This is a genomic window from Kribbella endophytica (assembly GCF_054781295.1).
In genome coordinates, this window is sequence record NZ_BAAGUR010000001.1 from 2697430 (window position 1) to 2713055 (window position 15626).

Consider the following 15626-nt stretch of genomic DNA (forward strand, 5'->3'; position numbering starts at 1 on the left):
GAACCTCTCCATGAGCCAGACCGCCACCACCCCGCACACGATCCGTGAAGGGGCCTTCGGCAACGGTACGCACCTCAGCTGCCGTGCCTGCGGCGCGAAGTCCGAGCTCGGCCCGTTCTACGCGTGTATGGAGTGCTTCGGTCCGCTGGAGGTCGGGTACGAGTTCCCGACGATCACCCGCGAACAGATCGAGGCCGGCCCCAAGAACATCTGGCGCTACCAGCCGCTGCTGCCCGTCCCCGTCGACGTGGCCAGCTACCCGAACACCGAGCCGGGCTACACCCGGCTGATCGACGCAGGGAACCTGGCCCGCGAGCTGGGACTGCGCAAGCTCTGGGTGAAGGACGACTCGGGCAACCCCACGCACTCCTTCAAGGACCGTGTGGTCGCGAGTGCCCTGAGCGCCACCCGTGAGCTGGGCATGAAGGTCTTCGCCTGCCCCTCCACCGGCAACCTGGCCAACGCCGTCGCCGCGGCCGCCGCTCGCGCCGGCATCCGCTCGGTCGTCTTCATCCCGAAGGACCTCGAGCGCCCCAAGATCATCACCACCGCCGTGTACGGCGGGACTCTGGTCGCCGTCGAGGGCAACTACGACGACGTGAACAAGCTCGCCTCCGAGATCGCCGGTGAGGAGGAGGGCTGGGCCTTCGTCAACGTCAACGTCCGGCCGTACTACTCCGAGGGCTCCAAGACGCTGGCGTTCGAGATCGCCGAGCAGCTCGGCTGGCGGATCCCGCAGCAGGTCGTGATCCCGGTCGCGTCCGGTTCGCAGCTCACCAAGATCGACAAGGGCTTCACCGAGCTCGGCAAGCTGGGCCTGGTCGACGCGACCGACTACAAGATCTACGGCGCGCAGGCGACCGGCTGCTCGCCGGTGGCGCAGGCGTTCCGCGACGGCCACGACGTGGTCAAGCCGGTCAAGCCGGACACCATCGCGAAGTCGCTGGCGATCGGCAACCCGGCCGACGGGCCGTACGTGCTCGACGTCGCCCGGCGTACCGGTGGTGTGATCGAGGACGTCAGCGACGAAGAGGTCGTCGAGGGCATCCAGTTGCTGGCCCGGACCGAGGGCATCTTCACCGAGACGGCGGGCGGGGTGACCGTCGCGACGCTGAAGAAGCTGATCGAGACCGGGCAGCTCGACCCCGAGGCCGAGACCGTGATCATCAACTCCGGCGACGGGCTGAAGACGCTCGACGCGGTGGCCGACCGGGTCGGCCCGAAGGTGACCATTCCCGCGTCGTACGACGCCTTCGTGAAGGCAGGTCTGCAGTGAGCGTCAGTGTCCGCGTCCCGACCATCCTGCGGCCCTACACCCAGGGCGCGTCCGAGGTCTCCGTCGAAGGCTCGACCCTGAGCGAGGTGCTGGAGTCGCTCGACTCGTCGTACCCGGGCATCAAGAGCCGGGTGCTGGACGACGCGGGCGAGCTGCGCCGCTTCGTCAACGTGTACGTCGACAACGACGACGTGCGCTTCTCCGAGGGTCTGCAGACGGCGATCAAGGACGGCGGGCAGGTCTCGATCATCCCAGCCGTTGCCGGCGGCTGCTGAACACTTCTTTCCGCTGAAGCACCCCTCGATCGGAGGGGTGCTTCGGTGTTTCTAGGCCGGTGGTCGGGCCTGGAACGCCTGCTTCACGTCGTCGCGGAACCCGCACGCGCGGTAGAACGCGTGCGTGGACTCACGCTTCGAGCCGGTCATCAGCATCACCTTGTAGCACCCGGCGTCCCAGGCGGCCTGCAGCGTGCCGGCCATGACCTGCTTGCCCAGCCCGGTCCCGCGCCGGCTCTTGTCGACGACCACGTTCTCGACCACGGCGTACGGCCTGCTGCCGCGCGTGAGGTTCGGGACAAGATTCAGGTACGTCGTCGCGACCACGTCGCCGTCCACCTCGAGCACCCACAACCGGAACGACTCCGAGGCGATGATCCGGTCGAACCCCGAACGGTCCGTCAAAAGCGGCTCGTCCGGATGCAGCTGCTGGTAGAGCCCGGCAATCGCCTCGAAGTCACCGGGACCGGCTGTTCGGAACATGAGGTGATCCTAGGGCCGGGTGGCGGTCAGGGGCGTTGTCGCTGAGGATGGCGGGATGCGAGCGATTGTGGTTGAGCGGTACGGCGTACTGCCTACGGTGCAAGAGGTTGCGGAGCCTGAGGTTGCTGCGGGTGGGGTGGTGCTGAAGGTCGAGTCGACCGGGTTGTGCCGCAGTGACTGGCACGGGTGGCAGGGGCACGACTCGGACATCGTGCTGCCGCATGTGCCGGGGCACGAGGTGGCGGGGACGATTGCCGCGGTGGGCGACGGGGTGCAGGGGTGGGCCGTCGGGGATCGGGTGACGACACCGTTCATCTGCGCGTGTGGGGAGTGTGAGCAGTGCTTGGAGGGGAACCACCAGGTCTGCCCCAACCAGCTGCAGCCCGGGTTCAACTACTGGGGATCGTTCGCGGAGTACGTCGCTCTGCCGTTCGCCGCGGTGAACCTGGTGCGGTTGCCGGACGGGATGTCGTTCGACACGGCGGCGGGGTTGGGGTGCCGGTTCGCGACCTCGTTCCGGGCGGTGCATCAGGTGGGGAAGGTGCAGGCGGGCGAGGACGTCGTGGTGTTCGGGTGCGGGGGTGTGGGCCTGTCGGCGGTGATGATCGCGGCGGCGCTCGGGGCCCGGGTGGTTGCCGTGGACACCAATCCTGGGGCGTTGGAGCTGGCGCGGAAGTACGGCGCTGCGGAGACCGTGGTCGCGGGGCCGAAGGCTGAGGAGGAGATCCGGGAGCTGACCGGCGGCGGCGCGAGGGTGACGATGGATGCGCTCGGGTCCAACGAGATCGTGCAGCAGGCGTTGCGGGTACTGCGGCCGCGGGGACGGCATCTGCAGGTCGGGCTGCTGCCGGACGGCGTACAGCTGGATGTGTCGCGGGTGATCGGGCAGGAGCTGCAGTGGCTGGGCAGCCACGGGATGGCGGCGCACACCTACCCGGAGATGCTGGAGCTGGTGGCGTCCGGCGTACTGAAGCCTGCTGATCTGGTGACGCGGACGATCACACTGGACGACGTACCGGCTGCTCTCGACGAGTTGTCGGCCGGTACGCCGGCGGGTGTGACGGTGATCCGGCCGTCAGGCGTCCTTGGGTAGACGGGCGAGCAGCGTCTCGAGCATCTGGCGTGTGGTCGCGAAGTAGCTGTTCTCGTGGTTGAGCGCACGATGGAACGCGGCGAGCTCGGCGCTGGTGATCGTGCTCGAGAACGTGCTGATCTCGGTGAGGTCGAGGCGGCGGTTGAACAGGTGCACGGTGTCGCGCCAGCGGTGCAGCAGGCCGACGAGCTCGGCGTCGCGGTGCAGGCCGAGGGCACCGGAGACGAGCGCGAGGTCGACCGCCGAGACGACGAGGCGGGGGTAGACCTGGCGGTGGCTCGGTGGGGTGGGTGAGAAGCGTTCGTCGGCGAGGAGGTTGGTGTTCTCCTGCAGTTCCTCGGCGACGGCGCGGAGGACCTCGCTGCGGCGTTCGGCGGCGGCGGTGAGGCGTTCGACGAAGATGCCGGTCAGGCCGGCGATCAGGGTGAGTGAGTTGACCGCCGGTTCCCAGCGGCTGTTGTCGGGCTTGAAGAACCAGATCACGCCGAGCACGAACGCGACGGCCAGGAGGCCGTAGCTGACGACCGAGACGACGGTACGGCGGTACGCCGCCCAGGTGGTCCGGTTGGTTGCCTCGGGCAACGCTTTGGTGAGTTTGCGCAGGCGCCCGAGGACGCGCAGGCGCGCGGTGGCGATGCGACGCTCGGGGGCGCTGATCCGCTTGTCACCCGCCGGTGCGTCAGGTGCGGTGCTCTTGTCGGTGGCCGGTACTTGAGGGCGGGAGGCTCCGCGCCCGCCCTCGCTTCGCTCGGCGCCGGGGCTTCCCGGCGTACCGGATGGGGTGCTCATCGCCAGATGTCGTCGGCCAGGGAGCTGGTGGTGGGGGCGGTGCCGGGGGCGAGCAGGATCAGGTCGAGGCCGAAGGGGCTCGGGCGGCGGGTGCGGCGGAAGCGGGAGCGGGCGTGCTCGACCGGGGTGAGCTCGCAGGCCGACGTGAGCTTCTTCAGGCGATCGGTGGAGAACTTGCGGGTGGTGTAGAGCAAGATCGTGTCGCCCTTGTCGAGCGGGACGGCCGTGTGGTCGGGCAGACCCATCACGATCTGGTCGGGGGTGTTGTTCTGCCAGACGATCTTCACCAGCAGCGCGTCGTCGTCCTCGACCTCGCCGCGGAAGTCGAGGTTGTCCAGCTCGATCCGCAGGTCGGTGTTGTACCGCAGCGCGCTGGTGACGAACTCCGCGAAGGCCCGCGTCTGGTGGTACTCCTCGGCGGCCTCCTTCGCCGTCTCCGCGTTCAGCACGTTCGTACTGGCGACCTCGAGCAGCAGCCGGTCCTGCGGACGCAGCACCTTGGTGAGCGTCTGCAGCAGTTCCAGGTCGCTCTCGAAGTTGGCCAGCGTGTTGCCGGTCAGCCCGTACAGCAACGGCTCGTCGCCGACGAGCTTGGCCAGCATCTGCCCGAGCTGCTCGACGTTGTCCGCGATCGAGAAGTCCAGCTGGACCGGCAGCACCTGCGCCATCGGGAAGCCCGCGCCGCGGACCGGTTCGAGCGTGCCCAGCCGGAGCATCTCCGAGCTCATGTCGACCGGGATGTAGAACATGTCCGGGTTGTACCGGTGCAGGTCGGCCACGATCGTGCGGTCCTTGACGCCGGTCCCGACACCGAGACTGACGAAGTGGAACCCGCCGTGGTCGACGTGCGGCCGGACCTGACGCCAGTGCCGCTGGAACGACTCGGCGCCGGCCTTCATCACCAGGTAGAACGGGTCGTTGGTCGCGTTCGCCCAGGCGATCGTCGGGCCGATACCCCAGTACGAGAAGCCGGACGTGATCTGCTTGCCATCCCCGGTGGTCGAGTACGGGCCGCGCAGGTCGCCGGTCAGCGTGGCCAGCTTGTCGGTCTGGTCCTCACCGACCAGCAGCAACGACCAGGAGAAGTCGTCGTCGACCAGCGCTTTCTCGAGCTTCCTGATCACGTGCACCGGCTCGCTCACCGCGGCAACCCCTCCCAAAGGCGTGGGCGCTCAGGTTATCGGTTGCCGCCGACCCCCGCAGTCCGGAAACCCGCTCCCGCGTCGCGGGAGCGGGCCGGTGTGCTCAGCTGCTCGGGATGATGCCCGGTCAGACCGGGGTGACCGTGTCGGCCTCGCGGCCCTTGGGGCCGTCGACGACCTCGAACTCGACCTGCTGGCCGTCCTCGAGGGTCTTGTACCCGTCGGAGACGATCCGGCTCCAGTGGACGAACACGTCGTCCTGTCCTTCGGCCGCCAGGAACCCGTAGCCCTTGTCGGCGTTGAACCACTTCACGGTGCCGCGCACCATTGGAAACTCCCGTGACCCTCAACGGGACCCGCTGCACTCGGGCCCCTCCGGTGCCCGTCAGCCGGAGTCCGGCCGTGCCGAGCGGTCCACCAGACTAGCCGAACCCCGTCCCGTACGCCGGACCGGTCTCGTGCCTCGCGCCCGCTCAGCCGCCGGACCGGTCCACCGTGAACCGTCAGCGCATCGCAGCAGCACCTTCTTCTGTGCGCGCGAGAATCCGCGCGGCAGCAGCGACGGCGAGCGCACCGGCGACCAGCAACGCGCTGCACCACAGAGGTGCTCGGTCGCCGGTCAGGGTGATGCCGATGCCGCCTGCAACCGGGCCCAGTACGGCGCCCACGTTGAGCGCCGCGGTGGCCAGGCCGCCGGCCAGTACGGGCGACTCCGCCCCGGCGTACAGGGCGAGGGAGATCAGCGACGATCCGACCGCGAACGACAGCAGGCCTTGCACGAAGACGAGCGCGACAGCGGCGGCGGTCAGGTGGGCTGACCAGGCGAACAGACACCAGCCCAGCAGGAGTGCTGCACCGGCAGCGGCCAGTACGCCGTGCGCCCGGCGGTCGGCGTACCGGCCGGCGAGCGTGACGCCCGCGAAGGAGCCCAGGCCGAACAGCATCAGCAGCGCGGGGATCCACGAGCGGTCGAGGCCGGTGACGTCGGTGAGGATCGGGGCGAGGTAGGTGAAGGTGCAGAACGTTGCTCCGTTCACCAATGCGCCGAGCGCGAGGAGCACGACAAGTCGTGTGGACGGTCGGAGCCGCGTGACCGGCGGTTGCGTGGCGTCGGCGCGCGGGATCGACCGGAAGATCGCGACCAGCGCGGGCAGGCAGATCAGCGCGACGGCCCAGAACGCGGAGCGCCAGCCGAGGTGCTGGCCGAGCCAGGCTCCGGCCGGTACGCCGGCGATGCAGGCGAGCGTCGTACCGGCCAGCAGTACGGCGGTCGCCCGGCCCTTGGCCTCCACCAGCGTGGACGCGGTCGCCAGCGCGACGGCGAGGAAGCCGGCGTTGGCCAGCGCCGCGACCAGGCGGGTGATCAGCAGGACGGTGAAGTCGTCGGCCAAAGCACCGACGATGTGGGCGAGCAGGAAGACGGTCAGCGTCGACAGCAGCGTGAGGCGCCGCGGCCAGCGCCGGCCGAGGACGGCGATCGCCGGTGCGCCGACGACCATGCCGAGCGCGAACGCCGACGTGAGCCAGCCGGCGGTGGGAATCGAGACGGAGAGATCGGCGGCGATCTCCGGGGTGAGCCCGGAGAGCATGAACTCGGAGGTCGCCTGGGCGAACACGGCGAGGGCGAGCAGGTACAGCAGAAAAGGCATCGAGGACTCCACGACCACGAGAGCGATGGACGCGGCGAGAGCTGCCGCGCGAGAGAACACATCGCCGACGGCCCGGGACAGGCTGAAGACCCGCACCTGGTGCGGGGAGGCGGATCAGCCACCGAACAGTCGGTGGCTAGCCTCTGTCGGCCTCGGGGGTGGACACGGCTCGAAGCCTAGAAGCGCGGATCCCGCCGCGGCAAAGGATTAACCGCGGCGGGGGCGACTACTTGAAGCAACGGCGCCGGTCAACTGCGGCGGGAGGCGGCGAGGCCTACTGCGCCGGTCAGCTGCGGCGGGAGGCGGCGAGGCCTACTGCTCCGGCGATCACCAGGAGGAGGGCGGCGGTCAGGCCGAGGTCGTCGGTCTGGACCAGGCCTTCCTCGTTGAGCAGGTAGATGGCCGCGGCGCCGGTCAGGACGGTGCCGGTGATGACGCCGGGGACGTCCGCCTTCGTCTTCCTCATCCGCGCTCCACTGTGATGCTGCCGAGTTTGAGCTGTGCGTCGATCACGACCTTCGACGGGCCGGCCTTGCCGTCGGCGCCGAGGTCGTTGAGCGTGACCTTCGCGTCGTGGCCGCCTTCGCGCTGCCCGCCCAGACCGATCACCTCACCGGCCTGCGCACTCAAGGTACCGGTGACGTCCACGTTGGCGGGCACCTTCAGCACGACCTCGCCGACGCCGCCGGTGATCGTCACGTGCGCGCCCGGGGCGAACGTCGTCTTGGTCATGTCGACGTGCACCGACCCGGCGTCGAACGTGTAGTTGTTGCTGGTCGCGGTGATCGGCTGGTCCGGCGTCGAGACCACGTTCACGTCCTTGAAGTCGCGCGGCACGCTCGGGAAGATCGTGCTCGCCGCCACGCCGACCGCGAGCAGGATGCCGAGCGGGAGCAGCGCCATGGTCCGGCCGATGAACCCACCGATCAGCATCCCGGCGCCGAGCGTGGCCACACCGATCGCCAGCATCGTCGGGGTGGACGAGCCCGCGATCCAGGCGATCGCGATCGCCAGACCGGTCAGCGCGACGACGGCGGGCTTCACACCGCGGACGCCCTTGACCGGCGGTTCGGCGGGACGAGTCGGGGACGGGGCATAGCTGGCAGGCGGTTCGTCGACGTACAGGCCCAGGGGGTCGTCCTCGGTCCACACCGGCTGGACCGATTCGACGGTGCGGTCCTGTGGTCGCCGGGTGGCCGAGGACGACGTGCCCGCCGGGGGAGGTGGCGGGCCGTTCTGGGGTGCCTGCTGGCCGACGTACTGGGTGGTCTGCTGGTTCTGGGCGTACGGCGTGGTGCCGGGCTGCGGGAGCGTGGGGTCCTGCGGGCGGTTCTGCATCGACATGCCCTGGTGGGACCAGTGCGAGCGCCCGTTCTTCGGCTTGCGGCGGAAGACGAACAGGTAGAGCAGACCGAGCACCACGATCGGGCCGGGGATCAGCTTGCCGAAGTTGAACGACGACATCACCGCGATCGCGAGGAACACGCAGACGCCGAGCACGACCGGCCACAGCCACGGATGGTCGGGACGGACGCGGTTGCCGAGCAGGCCCTCGACCGGCGCCTTGTTCGAGCCCTCGTCCGGCATCAGGATCCAGCCGGCGATGTAGAACAGGATGCCGGGACCGATGATCACCAGCGTGGCCATCACGACGCGCACCAGCACCGGGTCGACGTTCAGCGCGCGGGCCATCCCGCCGCAGACGCCGGCCACCATCCGGTCGCTTCTGCTCCGTCGCCAGCTCTGCACGTCGCGCAGCTGGGTGCGATCGAAGCCGCTCTGGTTCTGCTCCATGACACCGATAGTGTCCCGCGCCGGGCCCCGGCAACATCGGGGATCCCCCTCTGCCGACCCCTGGAACTTGCCGGACCGGCTGGTTTTCAGGCGGGGACTCCGGGTTGTCCCCGAGCCGACCCTGACCGGCGGGCGCCCACGCTGAGGTGGCGCCCGGGGACAAGCCTGCTGGTGTCGGCCCTGTCCGCGTGTGACGATCGTGGTGATGAGCCAACCAGCCGCAGCCGCGCCCCCAGGCGGACCCTCCAGTGCAGGAGGCCCCGCCGGGCCGCCGCACGGGCAGAACCAGTCCGCCGGGGCCGGCCCGCAGGCCGATCAGTACCGGCACTGGCACGGTGGGCCGGCGAGCAGCGCGGCGTACGGAGTGCCCGGTGCTGGGCGGCCGGGTCAGCCTGGCGGTACGGCGTACGGGCAGCCTCCGTACGGGCCGCCTGGGCCGGCTGCTGAGCCGCCGCCGGTACGGCGGGCCTACCGGCGCTTCGACGGGCGGGTCGTCAGTGGAGTCGCGGGCGGGATCGCCGATCACCTGAACGTGCCGGACATCGCCGTCAGGCTGGTCTTCATCGCCGCGACTGTGTTCGGCGGGTTCGGCGTACTGATCTACGCGGCGCTGTGGTTCCTGATGCCGCTGGCGGCTCCGACGGTCCCGGCCGCGCCGGGGCTGGCGGCGCACACCCGGCAGAACATGCGGTCCGACCTTCCTCCGCCGCCGGTCAGCGAGGCCCGGACGAGACGCCGCGAGAAGAACCGCGGCCAGCTGATCGCGATCGTGGTCGTCGCGGCCGGCGTACTGCTGCTCCTGCAAGCGGCCGGACTCGGCATCGCGGGCAAGATGTTCTGGCCGCTCGTCTTCGCCGGGACCGGTCTCGCGCTGATCTGGCGGCAGGCCGACGAGACGCAGAAGGCCGCCTGGACGAACAAGGCGCCGACGCTCGGCAACCTGCTCGGCAAGGGCGGCGGGATGAAGTCGATCGTCCGCGTCGTCGTGGGCGTGATCCTGCTCGGTACGGCGGTCGCCGTGTTCCTGGTGCAGAACGGCCGGCTCTCGCAGGTCGGCGACGTACTGGTCGCGCTGCTGCTCGCGGTCGTCGGACTCGGCGTCATCGCCGGCCCGTGGGTGCACCGGCTGAGCCGCGACCTGAACGCCGAGCGCGGCGAGCGGATCCGGTCCCAGGAACGCGCCGACATGGCCGCGCACCTGCACGACTCGGTGCTGCAGACACTCGCGTTGATCCAGAAGCAGGCGGCGGATCCCAAGGCCGTGACGCGGCTGGCGCGCTCGCAGGAGCGCGAACTGCGGGCGTGGCTGTACGACGAGGACGACCAGACCGACAAGACCCTGGCCGGTGCCGCCAAGCGCGCCGCTGCCGAGGTCGAGGACTCGCACGGCGTACCGGTCGAGGTGGTCACGGTCGGCGACTGCGACCTGACCGAGGGACTGTCGGCGATGGTGCGCGCGGCGCGGGAGTCGATGGTCAACGCGGCCAAGCACTCCGGCGCCGACAAGATCGACGTGTTCGTCGAGGTCGACGGGGACCGGGCCGAGATGTTCGTCCGGGACCGCGGCAAGGGCTTCGACACCGACGGTGTGCCCGAGGACCGGCTCGGTCTGCGGCACAGCGTGATGGGGAGAATGGAACGGCACGGCGGCCGCGCGACGGTGCGGTCGAGCCCGGAAACAGGCACCGAAGTGCGACTGGAGATGGACAGATGAGTCAACGACGGGTGGTCGTCATCGACGACCACGACATGTTCCGGGCCGGAGTCCGCAGCGAGATCGGTACGGCGGTGGAGATCGTCGGCGAGGGCGCCGACGTGGACAGCGCGGTCAAGGCGATCGTGGCGACCGAGCCGGACGTGGTCCTGCTCGACGTCCACCTGCCCGGCGGCGGTGGCACCGAGGTGATGAAGCAGGTGCACCAGCGGCACCCGGAGATCAAGTTCCTGGCGCTGTCGGTCTCGGACGCGGCCGAGGACGTGATCGGCGTGATCCGCGCCGGCGCGCGCGGGTACGTCACCAAGAACATCAGCGGCACCGAGCTGGTCGACGCGATCGGCCGGGTCGCCGACGGCGACGCGGTGTTCTCGCCCCGGCTGGCCGGCTTCGTGCTGGACGCGTTCTCCGGCGCGATCGACATCGCGTCGGTCGACGAGGACCTCGACCGCCTCTCGCAGCGCGAGCGCGAGGTCCTGCGGCTGATCGCCCGCGGCTACGCGTACAAGGAAGTGGCCCGCGAGCTGTTCATCTCGGTGAAGACCGTCGAGACCCACGTCTCCTCGGTCCTCCGCAAACTCCAGCTCTCCAACCGCCACGAGCTCACCCGCTGGGCCACGGACCGCCGCCTGGTCTGACCTGCTCGGCAGTACGGCGTACCGACTGTTCCGCAGGACGCCGTACCGCCACATGGGACAGCGCTGGCGGATTCCGGACAGGGCACACATGCGCCACCCCGGGAGGAGCGCGAGGGACTTCGGGGCTGAGATACCGTCGATGGTTATGGAGCGGAATCTCACTGCCGAACAGCTGGCGCTCTTCGAGAAGGAGTTCGCGTCGAACCCGCAGTACCGGGTGATGCAGAACGCCGTCACGGAAACGCCGGTCGCCAAGATCGCCCTGGATCGCCAGGTCGTCACCTCGATCGACCACTCGGTGTCGAACCTGCTGGACGACTGGAAGGTGACCAACCAGAAGAAGAGCGGCCGCTGCTGGCTGTTCGCGGGCCTGAACCTGCTCCGGGCCGGCGCCGCCGAGAAGCTCGGTGTGAAGGACTTCGAGTTCTCCCAGAACTACCTGCTGTTCTGGGACAAGTTCGAGCGCGCCAACTTCTTCCTCGAAGCGGTCATCGAGACCACCGACCGGCACGTCGACGACCGCACGGTCGCGCACCTGCTGTCGGACCCGATCGGCGACGGCGGCCAGTGGAACATGTTCGTCGCCCTCGTCCGCAAGCACGGCCTCGTCCCGAAGACCGCGATGCCGGAGACCGAGAGTTCGTCGGCGACCGCCCAGCTCAACGACACGCTCCGCAAGCTGCTCCGCCAGGGCGCGCGCGACCTGCGCAAGCTCGAGGACGCCGAGGCCCAGCGGGCGCACAAGCGTGAGCTGCTGACCACGATCCACCGCGTGCTGAGCATCCACCTCGGGACGCCGCCGCAGAAGTTCCTGTGGCAGTGGAAGGACAGTGACAAGGCCTTCCACCGCGACGGCTGGACCACCCCGGCCGAGTTCGCCGCGTCGTACGTAACGCTCCCCGTCGACGACTACGTGTGCATCGTGCACGACCCGCGCGAGTCCAGCCCGACCGGCAAGACCTTCACCGTCGACTATCTCGGCAACGTGATCGACGCGCCGCCGGTGGTCTACCTGAACGTCGAGATGGACCTGATGAAGCAGCTCGCCCAGGACGCGATCGTCGGCGGCGAGCCGGTCTGGTTCGGCTGCGACGTCGGCAAGCAGATGTCGGCCGACCTCGGCTTCTGGGACGCGGCCCTGTACGACTACGAGGCGGTGTACGACACGTCGTTCACGCTCGACAAGGCCGAGCGGCTGCTGCACCACGAGACGCTGATGACGCACGCGATGCTGTTCACCGGCGTCGACGTCGTCGACGGTGCGCCGCGGCGCTGGCGGGTCGAGAACAGCTGGGGCGACGAGAAGGCCGACAGCGGCTTCTGGACGATGAACGACTCCTGGTTCGGCGAGCACGTCTTCGAGATCGCCGTACGGCGCTCGGCGCTGCCGGCTGAGTTGCAGGCTGCCTTTGACGAGAAGCCGATCGTGCTGCCCGCGTGGGACCCGATGGGTGCGCTCGCGGACTGACCTTCTGTACGGCGTACTGCCTCGCTTTTGGCCCCGGACCCTTGTGGTCCGGGGCCTTTGCCGCTACTTGGTGAGCGCGTCGCGCACGAGAGCGACGCCGTCTTCCCGGCGCTCCAGCGTCGGCAGGTGGCCGGCCCAGTCGAGCTCGACGTACTCGACGTCCGGCAGCTGGGTCGCCAGGTGCGCGGCGCCCGTTCTGAAGAACTCGAGATCGTGCGCCCCGACGAACAGCCGCACCGGCATCGTCAGCTTCTCCGGCGAGACCTCGTACTCCTCGTTCTCCACGTCCCCGGCCGCCAGTTGCAGCTCGAACGCCCGCTTCTGCATCGCGAACAGCAGCTCACGAGCATCGTCGTCAGCCTCCGGTCCCAGCCAGACCCGCACGTTGAGCGCCGTCGCTGCGTCGACGTCCCCCTTCTCGAGCAGCGCCTCCTCCTCACCCCAGAACGCCTGAAGGTCAGCAGTCGGCTCCACCCCGTCCACCGGCGGCGCCAGCAACACCACCCGACTGAACCGCTCCGGCGCCCGACTCACTGCCTGCAGCACCACGTTCCCGCCGTACGACGCCCCGACGACGGCCACCTGCTCGCCGATCACGCCTTCCTGCTGCAGCGAGTCGAGCAGCTCCAGCAGATCCCCTGCATCGGAGTACTCCGCCCCGACCGCGAGCGGAGTCTCGCCGTACCCGCGCAGATCCACGGTGATCACCCGATGATCCCGCCCCAGATCCTCGACCTGCGGCCCCCACATCCGCGAATCCGCAACCCCCGCATGCACCAGCAACACCGTGGGCCCGTCGCCCACCACCTCATGATGATTCGTCATGCGAGGAGCCTCACCGGTACAGCAGCCCACGGCAAACGCTTTACCTCCGCCGACCCACCTTGTGCGCACCTCCGGCCGCAGCGACCTCAGCCACTGCCGAGCGAGTCCGGCCGCATCGCCGCCGGCCTACCCGGGTCGGCCTGTTTCAGTCGAGGTCGGTGGAGTGCGCCAAGTCCTTCGCCGACTCCAGCTCCTGCAACCGCGCGGTGAGCCCGGCATGGATCCACTCGTACGCGTCGCTCCCCAGCGTGACCCGCCGAGGTGCCGGCTCGGCAGCGACCGACGCGATGATCGCGTCGGCGATCTTGTCCGGATCCCCAGGCCCGTTCGCGGTCACTCCCTCGGGCGCCTCCATCGCCGGGCGTGCCTGCCCGATCGGCGTACCGGCGTACGCCTCCATCGCCGGCGCGATGTCGAGCGACGTACCGAACCCCGTCCGCGAGATGCCCGGCTCGACCAGCGTCACCCCGATGCCGAACGGCGCGACCTCGCCGATCAGCGCCTCGAAGAACCCTTCGACGCCCCACTTCGTCGCGTGGTAAAGATTCCCGCCCGGGAACGTCACCTGCCCACCCGCACTCGACAGCTGCACGATCCGACCGTTGCCCTGGGCCCGTAAATGCGGCAATACGGCGCGCGTCAGCTGGATCGGCGCGACCAGGTTGGTCGCGAGCTGCGCCTCGATCTGCGCGTCGGTGAACTCCTCGGCCGCCCCGAACGTCCCGTACCCGGCGTTCGACACGACCACGTCGATCCGCCCGAGCTCGGCGAACGCGCGATCGACGACGGCACGCAGTTGCGGTACGTCGGTGACGTCGAGCTCCGCGGTCCACAGCTGTTCGCCGTACTGGTTCGCGAGGTCGGCGAGGCGCTCGGGCTTGCGCGCGGTGGCGGCGACGCGCTCGCCGGCCGCGAGCAGCCGTTCGGTCAGCGCGCGGCCGATGCCGGACGTCGCGCCGGTGATCAGCCAGGTCCTGGTGGTCATGTGGTCCCTTTCGAAGCGTCTAATCCAACTGGATGGTTTAAACCATAGACCGCTGCTGCCGGAGATTTCAACCATTCAGTTGGATTGCTATCCTGGCGGCATGCCGTACGACTCCGCCGCCACGCGCTCCCGCCTGCTCGACGCGGCGTACGACGAGTTCTCCGCCCGCGGTTTGGCCGGGGCGCGCGTGGACCGGATCGCCGCTGAGGCGCGCGCGAACAAGCAGGCGATCTACGCCTACTTCGGCTCCAAGGACGGCCTCTTCGACGCGATGCTCGCGGTCCGGATGAGCAGCCTCGCCGACGCCGCGCCGTTCACGCCCGACGACCTCCCGTCGTACGCCGGCGCGCTGTTCGACGCCCTCCAGGACAACCCCGACATCCTCCGCCTGACCCAGTGGGCCTGGCTGGAACGCGCCGACGTCACCCCCGCCGAGATCGAGTCCCACGAGGCCAAGGCCAAAGCGATCGCCGCCGCCTCGGCCGCAACCCTTTCGGAGACGAGGGCGATGGACATCTTCATCCTCGTCGTCGGGCTGTGTACGGCGTGGACCACCACAGCCCCCGCCCTCCGCGCGGCAGGGACCGCCAACCCGGCCGCCCGCCAGGCAGCCCACCGAGCCGCAGTCGTAGCAGCCACTGCAGCCGTGGTCGACACGTTGTCCGCCTGACTTCTGGCGGGTCCCGCGCTAGAGGCGGATGACGGTGAAGAGCTCGGCGTAGTGGTTCTCCGGGAGGCCGGACCTGGTGGCGTTCTGGGCCAGGAGTTGGCGGACCCGGGCGAACAGGTGGGTGGGGTCGCGGTGCTGGCTGTGATGGGACTCGAGGGCGGCGAACTTCTGGTCCATCACGTCGGTGATGTCGACGTGGTGGTTGGTCTCGGGGTGCTCCATCATCCACAGTTCGTCGACGTTCCAGGCCGGCTCGTCGAGCTCGGGGAACGCGTACGGGTTGCCGATCGCGGGGAAGAATGCGCGGACGGTCGCCTCGCCGGTCGCCAGGTGGTCGGGGTGTGAGACCGGGAGCTTGGACCAGTTGCGTTCCGGCGACGAACTGACCAGGCGCTGCGGGCGGACCTGCCGGGTGATGCGGACGATGTCGCGGACCAGTGCGAGGGTCGGCTCGACCTCGCCGTCGGCGTACCCGAGGAAGTGCAGCTGGTCGACCCCGACGTGCGCGGCCGCGGCGGTCTGCTCGGCCCGGCGTACGGCGGGCATCTCGGCGCGGTCGCGATCGGGTTCGAAACCGCCGGCCTGGCCGTCGGTCACGAGGCAGTAGTGCACCTCGATCCCGGCCTTCGTCCAGGTCGCGACGGCGCCGGCCGCGGCGAAGTCGATGTCGTCCGGGTGCGCGGCGATCACCAGCACCCGCTCGATCTCGTGGTCCGGACGGGGGTTTGCCACAGGTACGCTCACCGGGCCAGCTTAGTAGAACCTTCAAGCAAACGGGAGCTTGCTGTACGGCGGGGCCGGTACTCGGCCGTGCGGGCTAGGCCC

17 protein-coding genes are annotated in these 15626 nt (G+C 69.5%); 7 read left to right on the plus strand and 10 right to left on the minus strand.

Annotation, left to right across the window (positions count from 1 at the left end):
* The first annotated feature begins 10 nt into the window (after positions 1-10).
* Together thrC and ACYVIO_RS12895 are read left to right on the plus strand one after the other, a co-directional pair.
* Positions 11-1276, plus strand: a complete 1266-nt coding sequence (gene thrC / locus ACYVIO_RS12890) for a threonine synthase (protein WP_460650945.1) — start codon at positions 11-13, stop codon at positions 1274-1276.
* Positions 1273-1551 carry a ubiquitin-like small modifier protein 1 gene (locus tag ACYVIO_RS12895; RefSeq protein WP_460650946.1) on the plus strand — a complete coding sequence of 93 codons (279 nt, stop codon included), beginning with the start codon at positions 1273-1275 and terminating at the stop codon, positions 1549-1551. Before thrC ends, ACYVIO_RS12895 begins: the two co-directional genes overlap by 4 nt.
* A gap of 51 nt (positions 1552-1602) precedes the next feature.
* Here ACYVIO_RS12895 and ACYVIO_RS12900 read toward each other — a convergent pair whose 3' ends face one another.
* Positions 1603-2034: a GNAT family N-acetyltransferase gene (locus ACYVIO_RS12900; protein ID WP_460650947.1), complete on the minus strand. Its 432-nt coding sequence runs from the start codon at positions 2032-2034 to the stop codon at positions 1603-1605.
* A gap of 55 nt (positions 2035-2089) precedes the next feature.
* Between ACYVIO_RS12900 and ACYVIO_RS12905 the strand changes: the two genes are divergently transcribed.
* The gene (locus ACYVIO_RS12905) at positions 2090-3127 is read left to right on the plus strand and encodes a zinc-binding dehydrogenase (RefSeq protein WP_460650948.1); all 1038 of its coding nucleotides are present in this window, start codon (positions 2090-2092) and stop codon (positions 3125-3127) included.
* Here ACYVIO_RS12905 and ACYVIO_RS12910 read toward each other — a convergent pair.
* From ACYVIO_RS12910 to ACYVIO_RS12935, 6 genes are all read right to left on the minus strand, one after another.
* Positions 3110-3916 (minus strand): hypothetical protein, encoded by an 807-nt coding sequence (locus ACYVIO_RS12910; RefSeq protein ID WP_460650949.1) that lies wholly within the window; start codon positions 3914-3916, stop codon positions 3110-3112. The two genes, ACYVIO_RS12905 and ACYVIO_RS12910, sit on opposite strands and share 18 nt — an antisense overlap.
* Positions 3913-5058, minus strand: coding sequence for an L-histidine N(alpha)-methyltransferase (locus ACYVIO_RS12915; RefSeq protein ID WP_460650950.1), 1146 nt, complete (start codon positions 5056-5058; stop codon positions 3913-3915). Before ACYVIO_RS12915 ends, ACYVIO_RS12910 begins: the two co-directional genes overlap by 4 nt.
* A gap of 127 nt (positions 5059-5185) precedes the next feature.
* The gene (locus tag ACYVIO_RS12920) at positions 5186-5386 is read right to left on the minus strand and encodes a cold shock domain-containing protein (RefSeq protein ID WP_460650951.1); all 201 of its coding nucleotides are present in this window, start codon (positions 5384-5386) and stop codon (positions 5186-5188) included.
* A 175-nt stretch (positions 5387-5561) separates the two neighbouring features.
* A complete protein-coding gene (locus ACYVIO_RS12925; RefSeq protein ID WP_460650952.1) occupies positions 5562-6707 on the minus strand; it encodes a Cmx/CmrA family chloramphenicol efflux MFS transporter in 1146 nt (381 codons plus the stop codon).
* Between the two features lie 286 nt (positions 6708-6993).
* Positions 6994-7173: a hypothetical protein gene (locus ACYVIO_RS12930; RefSeq protein ID WP_460650953.1), complete on the minus strand. Its 180-nt coding sequence runs from the start codon at positions 7171-7173 to the stop codon at positions 6994-6996.
* Positions 7170-8501 carry a PspC domain-containing protein gene (locus ACYVIO_RS12935; RefSeq protein ID WP_460650954.1) on the minus strand — a complete coding sequence of 444 codons (1332 nt, stop codon included), beginning with the start codon at positions 8499-8501 and terminating at the stop codon, positions 7170-7172. The genes ACYVIO_RS12930 and ACYVIO_RS12935 overlap by 4 nt, the downstream gene beginning before the upstream one ends.
* Positions 8502-8706: 205 nt before the next feature.
* On the opposite strand from ACYVIO_RS12935, the gene ACYVIO_RS12940 reads away from it, so the two are divergent.
* The 3 genes from ACYVIO_RS12940 (at position 8707) to ACYVIO_RS12950 (ending at position 12321) form a co-directional block, all read left to right on the plus strand.
* A complete protein-coding gene (locus ACYVIO_RS12940; protein ID WP_460650955.1) occupies positions 8707-10215 on the plus strand; it encodes an ATP-binding protein in 1509 nt (502 codons plus the stop codon).
* Positions 10212-10853 (plus strand): response regulator transcription factor, encoded by a 642-nt coding sequence (locus ACYVIO_RS12945; protein WP_344175237.1) that lies wholly within the window; start codon positions 10212-10214, stop codon positions 10851-10853. Before ACYVIO_RS12940 ends, ACYVIO_RS12945 begins: the two co-directional genes overlap by 4 nt.
* Before the next feature lie 145 nt (positions 10854-10998).
* Positions 10999-12321 carry a C1 family peptidase gene (locus ACYVIO_RS12950; protein WP_460650956.1) on the plus strand — a complete coding sequence of 441 codons (1323 nt, stop codon included), beginning with the start codon at positions 10999-11001 and terminating at the stop codon, positions 12319-12321.
* A gap of 63 nt (positions 12322-12384) precedes the next feature.
* Here ACYVIO_RS12950 and ACYVIO_RS12955 read toward each other — a convergent pair whose 3' ends face one another.
* Both ACYVIO_RS12955 and ACYVIO_RS12960 read right to left on the minus strand, forming a co-directional pair.
* Positions 12385-13146 carry an alpha/beta fold hydrolase gene (locus ACYVIO_RS12955; protein WP_460650957.1) on the minus strand — a complete coding sequence of 254 codons (762 nt, stop codon included), beginning with the start codon at positions 13144-13146 and terminating at the stop codon, positions 12385-12387.
* A gap of 145 nt (positions 13147-13291) precedes the next feature.
* Positions 13292-14131 (minus strand): SDR family oxidoreductase, encoded by an 840-nt coding sequence (locus ACYVIO_RS12960; RefSeq protein WP_460650958.1) that lies wholly within the window; start codon positions 14129-14131, stop codon positions 13292-13294.
* Positions 14132-14231: 100 nt separating this feature from the next.
* Here ACYVIO_RS12960 and ACYVIO_RS12965 point away from each other — a divergent pair, with 100 nt between their 5' ends.
* A complete protein-coding gene (locus ACYVIO_RS12965; protein ID WP_460650959.1) occupies positions 14232-14801 on the plus strand; it encodes a TetR family transcriptional regulator in 570 nt (189 codons plus the stop codon).
* Between the two features lie 18 nt (positions 14802-14819).
* On the opposite strand, the gene ACYVIO_RS12970 is transcribed toward ACYVIO_RS12965, so the two are convergent.
* The gene (locus tag ACYVIO_RS12970) at positions 14820-15545 is read right to left on the minus strand and encodes a PIG-L deacetylase family protein (protein WP_460650960.1); all 726 of its coding nucleotides are present in this window, start codon (positions 15543-15545) and stop codon (positions 14820-14822) included.
* Positions 15546-15626: the final 81 nt, after the last annotated feature.